The organism is Bacillus sp. 05T31, from assembly GCF_056396725.1.
This window is the reverse complement of the sequence record NZ_JBFTMA010000812.1, coordinates 1-1,778: the sequence shown is the minus strand read 5'-3', so window position 1 is coordinate 1,778 and position 1,778 is coordinate 1. Positions and strand designations below refer to the sequence as shown.

Annotated in this window: 3 protein-coding genes; all 3 read right to left on the bottom strand. The window is 31.8% G+C overall.

All coding sequences use genetic code 11. The annotated features are described in order from the left end of the window. Positions 1–56: 56 nt before the first annotated feature. The 3 genes from AC1DJR_RS28615 to AC1DJR_RS28605 all read right to left on the bottom strand — a co-directional run bounded on the left by AC1DJR_RS28615 (position 57) and on the right by AC1DJR_RS28605 (position 1,565). Positions 57–536 (bottom strand): YhfM domain-containing protein, encoded by a 480-nt coding sequence (locus AC1DJR_RS28615; RefSeq protein ID WP_477004114.1) that lies wholly within the window; start codon positions 534–536, stop codon positions 57–59. A 104-nt stretch (positions 537–640) separates the two neighbouring features. Next, positions 641–1,105, bottom strand: coding sequence for a DMT family transporter (locus AC1DJR_RS28610; RefSeq protein ID WP_002014128.1), 465 nt, complete (start codon positions 1,103–1,105; stop codon positions 641–643). 13 nt (positions 1,106–1,118) lie between these two features. Further along, positions 1,119–1,565 (bottom strand): DMT family transporter, encoded by a 447-nt coding sequence (locus AC1DJR_RS28605; protein WP_477004113.1) that lies wholly within the window; start codon positions 1,563–1,565, stop codon positions 1,119–1,121. Positions 1,566–1,778 lie beyond the last annotated feature (213 nt).

Sequence of the window (1,778 nt, the reverse complement as noted above, 5' to 3'; positions counted from 1 at the left end):
GTTAGACCGTGTCTAACAATTGGGGTGCACTTCATAGTAGCTCATGACTTTTTCTATTAAATAACCTTTTTAAATAAGTTATATACTTTTTTCGAATTRCCTTCATTTAATTGATAATAAGTAAGGTCTACGTCATCAGGAGTGTTTTGAWGGGCAAKCATAACTTCACTACTGTTGTTATCTACTATCCAAAGTAAATATTGTTTATAAGTTCCATCTTGGAAAGTAATCCACATGTTACAATCTACTAAATCAGAACCTTCTTCATCTAGCGTTAAATCGCCTTTTTTTGCTGTATCCATACTGTTAATGAATGTTTTTAATTCATCTGTTTTTGTAAGGAAGATAGATTTTTTTGTCTTAAGCGACTCTACATGTATATCTTTTATTTCCTGTTTTCCTAAAAAAACAGGAGGTGCATTTGGGTCTCTTTGAGTTGAAATAATAGTAGCTTTCTTCTTTGGTTTACTTGCTGTATAGAGATCTTGAATAGATTTTCCAGAGTTTAAAAACCATACGGTTCCAAAAACAATCAATGCGCTACCTATCAATAAAATGATTTTCTTAATAGGGTATTCTCCTCTCTATTGCTTCATGTGAAGAGCTTTTCTATTAATATATGATAGGTAAGCGTAAAGTATTATAGTTGAACGTGATTATGCTTCACGGTTTTTATAGGGCGGTCAACGAGTAAATTGTAAGTAAGCCCTATTAATACGAGAATTCCACCGATAATTTTTCCGGTTGATAGTTCGTGTGACAGGAAGAAATCGATGATAGTCCCCGTAAACAATTGTCCGATAAAGATGAGTAACGTTAAATAAAATGCTGATATTTTAGGAGTAATATAGTTTGATAATGAGATGACGATAACGCCTACTAATCCGCCTAAGTATACAGCGATAGGTATGGATTGTAACGTATGACTAGAAATATACAACGAATCTGAACTGAAAATTAAAAATAACATGGAGAAAAATAATCCAGTAATATAATTGAAAAATGTGCCTTCCCAATTTCCAATTTCCTTTGCTAAATTCGCGTTAATAATTCTAGCAACAACGATAGAAACACCAGCTAAAATAGCGATACAAATATATAACATTTTCTTACCTCCATTAATAAATTGTCATGACTATAATTCCAGAAGAGATGAATAATAATCCAATTAATTTTTTCTTATCAAACTTCGAAACTTTCATTCCTAATAAACCGAAATGATCAATAACTATGGAAGCGATGGATTGACCAAGTAAGCTTAATGCAATCGTAATAGAGGCACCAAGAGCAGAGAAACTTATATTATTAAAAAGAACAGTGAATACTCCAATTGCCCCAGCGCTATATAAAAAAAGTGGAATACCTTTATCAAARYGGATTTTATTTTTGTTWAKGATTAAAACGAAAATAACTGCAATTAAACCGACAAGGTGAATGACAACGCTCGCTGTGTACTTGCCAATTAACTCAGATAAAATCCCATTCAAWGGAAGCATAACGGCAATGAGCACACCAATAAAGACAGAAAGAAAGTTATACAATGTAATAGCCCCTTTATATTTCATATTTGTAATGACTGTATCATGCTGAAATTGTCTATTACTATGACATATGTCATAGTGGAAGAAGAAAATTTTAATTACAATGGGGATAGTTGTAAAGGCGGGGGAACTATGAAGAAAGTATGTAATTCTAATAAATTAGCAGAGTATATGAAACAAAATAATATCGATTCATTTTTTAGTAGTGATATGAAACCGTATATGGAATATATGGAA